This window comes from Sphingomonas bacterium, from assembly GCF_903643035.1.
In the GTDB taxonomy this organism is placed as follows: domain Bacteria; phylum Pseudomonadota; class Alphaproteobacteria; order Sphingomonadales; family Sphingomonadaceae; genus Sphingomonas.
On the sequence record NZ_CAHJWW010000289.1, the window covers coordinates 1 to 3,329 of the forward strand.

General features: G+C 72.1%; 3 protein-coding genes. 2 read left to right on the plus strand and 1 reads right to left on the minus strand.

The window, feature by feature from the left end; genetic code table 11:
• The coding region (locus HUV01_RS14000) for a M16 family metallopeptidase (RefSeq protein WP_174298827.1) at window positions 1-1,590 on the minus strand (1,590 nt) is incomplete at its 3' end.
• Window positions 1,591-1,936: 346 nt separating this feature from the next.
• Here HUV01_RS14000 and HUV01_RS14005 point away from each other — a divergent pair.
• Window positions 1,937-2,749 carry an aspartyl/asparaginyl beta-hydroxylase domain-containing protein gene (locus HUV01_RS14005; RefSeq protein ID WP_254606680.1) on the plus strand — a complete coding sequence of 271 codons (813 nt, stop codon included), beginning with the start codon at window positions 1,937-1,939 and terminating at the stop codon, window positions 2,747-2,749.
• 37 nt (window positions 2,750-2,786) lie between these two features.
• Window positions 2,787-3,329: imidazole glycerol phosphate synthase subunit HisF (gene hisF / locus HUV01_RS14010; protein WP_174298828.1), on the plus strand; the 543-nt coding region annotated here is incomplete at its 3' end.

Genomic DNA, 3,329 nt, shown 5'->3' on the forward strand with positions numbered 1-3,329 from the left:
CGCGGCCCGGGCGGGCTCCGCGCCCGTCACGTCGGACCTGAGCGCGGCGGCGAGCTTCGGCGCGGCGGCGGGATCGGCGGCGTGCAGGTTCACCACCGCGCGCGTCGCGTCGCCCTTGAACAGTCGGCGGGTGGAGGCGAGGATCGCGGCGGGCGTGAACATGCGCTTGGCGCGCGCGTCGGCGAACACCTTGTAGCTCGCCTCGGGGCTGGTCGTCGTCTCGCGGATGTCGAGCGCCTGGACCAGATCGTCGGCGAGGTGCGAGCCCATCTGGACGCGCGCGGTGTCCGCCTGCGTCTTCATCGCCGAGTCGTAGCCGGCGAGTTCCTGGTCGATCTCCGCCTGGCTGGGCGGGCGCGTCATGGCATCGGCGATCACCCCGCGCACGTCACGAAGCGCCAGTTCCCAGTCGTCGCCCAGCGGCACGATGTTGACCGAGGTGATGTTGGCGGACCGCGACACGTCGTCCAGGCCGACCGACGCCTGGAGGAAGCTGCCGCCGGCGCGGGCGCGCGTCTCCAGCCGGCGGTCGATCACCTGCGTCGCGATCGTGTCGACCAGCCGGCGCTGGTTGAAGATCACCGTGTCGTTGTTGAAACGCCACGGCCGCAGCACGGCGGTGCTGACGACCTCCGGGATCGACGCCTCGACCGTCGTTGCGGTGGTGGGCAGGCCCGCGTGCGGCCGGCCGAAGTCGGGCACGGGCGGCACGGGACCGACGCCGCGCCAGCTCGCGAAGTTCCTTGTCACCAGCCGGGCCAGCACGTCCGGTTCCATGTCCCCCACCACCACGACCACCGCGTTCGCCGGCCGGTACCAGCGATCGTGGAAGGCGAGCACGGTCGGCGCGGTGGCCGCCTCCAGCGTCTTGATGTTGCCGATCGGCGAGCGGTCCGCGAGCGGCTGGCCAGCGAAGAAGGTGGCGCGCACCGTGTCGCCGACCCGCACCTGCGGCCCCGGCTGCTCGCGCTGCTCGGCCAGCACCACCGGGCGTTCCGCGTTCAGCGCGGCGGGCACGATGTTGGGCTTCTCCATCATGCCCGACAGGATCTTGAGCGACTCGTCCAGGCTCGTCGGCGTCGCGCCCGGCAGGTCGAGGTGATAGACGGTCTGCGTCGGGGTGGTCTGCGCGTTCTGGTCGGTGCCGAAGGTGGCGCCGAACCGCTGCCACGTCCGCTTCGCCTCGCCGTCGGGCACGTACTCGCTGCCGCGGAACGACAGGTGCTCGATGAAATGCGCAAAGCCGCGCTCGCTGTCGGTCTCGTTCAGCGAGCCCGCCTCGATCCGCACCCGTATCGCGACCTGGCCGGGCGGCACGCCGTTCCGGCGGACGGCATAGCGCAGCCCGTTGGGCAGGCGGCCGAAATGCCATTCCCTGTCCTGGGCGATGTCGCTGCCCTTGTAGAGCCAGGGCGAGGTGTCGACGGCGACCGTCGCGGGATCGATCTGGCCGCCGACGATCACGGCCGGGGCGGCGGCCGGAGCGGCCGGAACCTGCGCCGGCGCCGGCTGGCCAAGGGCGGGGACGCTCGCGCCGCACAGAAGGACGGCGAGCGGGGCGGCGCGCGGCGTGCGCAGGATGCGGTTCATGCCCGCTCCCTAGCCGGCCCGGCTGAACGTCGCCAGAACGTGCGCGCGCCGGACGATGGACGACATGGGCGCCATGGTCGCCGCATGACTGCCAGCCCGACCGCCCTCCGGCGGGACCGGCGCGACGCCGGACGTTCCCGCCATGATTTCGCCCACGATTGCTCGTAGCGGGGCGATCGATTACCCCTGCCGATCCCGCGTCTCCGCGGGCGACCGGCTCCAAGGCCTATACGAAGAGGGCACGAGATTGGACGTCCAGACCTCCCGCCAGCCGCAGGCCGGGCCAGCCGCCCCGCACCCCTTGCCCCATGCGGACTCCCGGCCGGCTTTGTGGCCGGAATCGGGCATGGGCGCCGAGGAGGCGGGGATCCGCGTCCCCGACATCAACGTGATCTCGGGCGCGCCGGCGCCGGGCACGCAGATGAAGGCGGAAACGAACCGGCCGTACATCATCACGGTCGGCAAGCACCTGCGCGGGCTGTTCGACCGGCTGATCGCCTCGTCCTCGCTGGTGCCCAACGACCCCGTGCTCGACGTCCGGGACTTCGCGTGGACGCAGGTGCTGCGCGAGAACTGGCAGGCGATCCGCGACGAGGCCGTGAAGGTCGCGCTGGTCGGCGAGGCGGCGCCCAGCCTCGCGACGATCTCCCCCGACCACCGCTCGATCGCGCAGATCAACATGTGGCGGTCGTTCTTCCTGTGGGGCTACAGCTATCCGATCGAGGAGAACCTCGCCCGCTGCCCGGAGACGGCGAAGGCGGTGGCGCGGATACCGGGACTGAACAGCGCGTTCTTCTCCATCCTGGCGCCCGGCACCCACATCCCCGACCATCGCGGCGTCACCAAGGGGCTCATCACCTGTCACCTCGGCCTCATCGTGCCGCGCGACGGCGATGTCAGGATGCGCGTCGACGACCGCATCGTCCGCTGGGCGGAGGGCGAGACGCTGGTGTTCGACGACACCTACCAGCACGAGGTATGGAACGACACGGCAGGCACGCGCGTGGTCCTGCTCGTCCAGTTCGAGCGGCCGCTGCGCCAGCCGGGCAAGTGGTTCGCCGAATTCTTCATGGGCTTCGTCCGCCGCTCCGCCTTCGTGCAGGAGGCGCGCGACAACATCATGAGCTGGAACGCGGCGGTGAAGCAGCTCGACTATTGAGGTCGGCGCTGGGGGCGGCGCGGACGGGACGCGCGCGATGACGGTCCGCGCGCGCATCATCCCCTGCCTCGACGTCGCGGGCGGGCGCGTGGTCAAGGGCGTCAACTTCGTCGCGCTGCGCGACGCGGGCGATCCCGTCGAGCAGGCGCGCGCCTATGACGCGGCGGGCGCGGACGAACTTTGCTTCCTCGACATCTCGGCCAGCCACGAGGGGCGCGGCACGCTGCTCGACGTGGTCGGCCGCACCGCCGCCGTCTGCTTCATGCCGCTGACCGTCGGCGGCGGGGTGCGCAGCGCCGACGATGCGCGCGCGCTGTTGCTGGCGGGCGCGGACAAGGTGGCGGTCAACTCCGCCGCCGTCGCCCGGCCCGAACTGGTGGGCGACATCGCGCGGCGGTTCGGCAGCCAGTGCTGCGTGGCCTCGATCGACGCGCGCTCGGTCGGAGGGGGGCGGTGGGAGGTCTTCACCCACGGCGGCCGGCGAGCGACCGGGGTCGACGCGGTGGCGCATGCGGTTCGGCTGGCGGCGCTGGGCGCCGGCGAGCTGCTCGTCACCTCGATGGACCGCGACGGCACGCGC

Bases quoted from the DNA above. Each gene is read 5' to 3' on its own strand.
- HUV01_RS14005 (WP_254606680.1), top strand. From the start codon at position 1,937: ATGGGCGCCGAGGAGGCGGGGATCCGCGTCCCCGACATCAACGTGATC.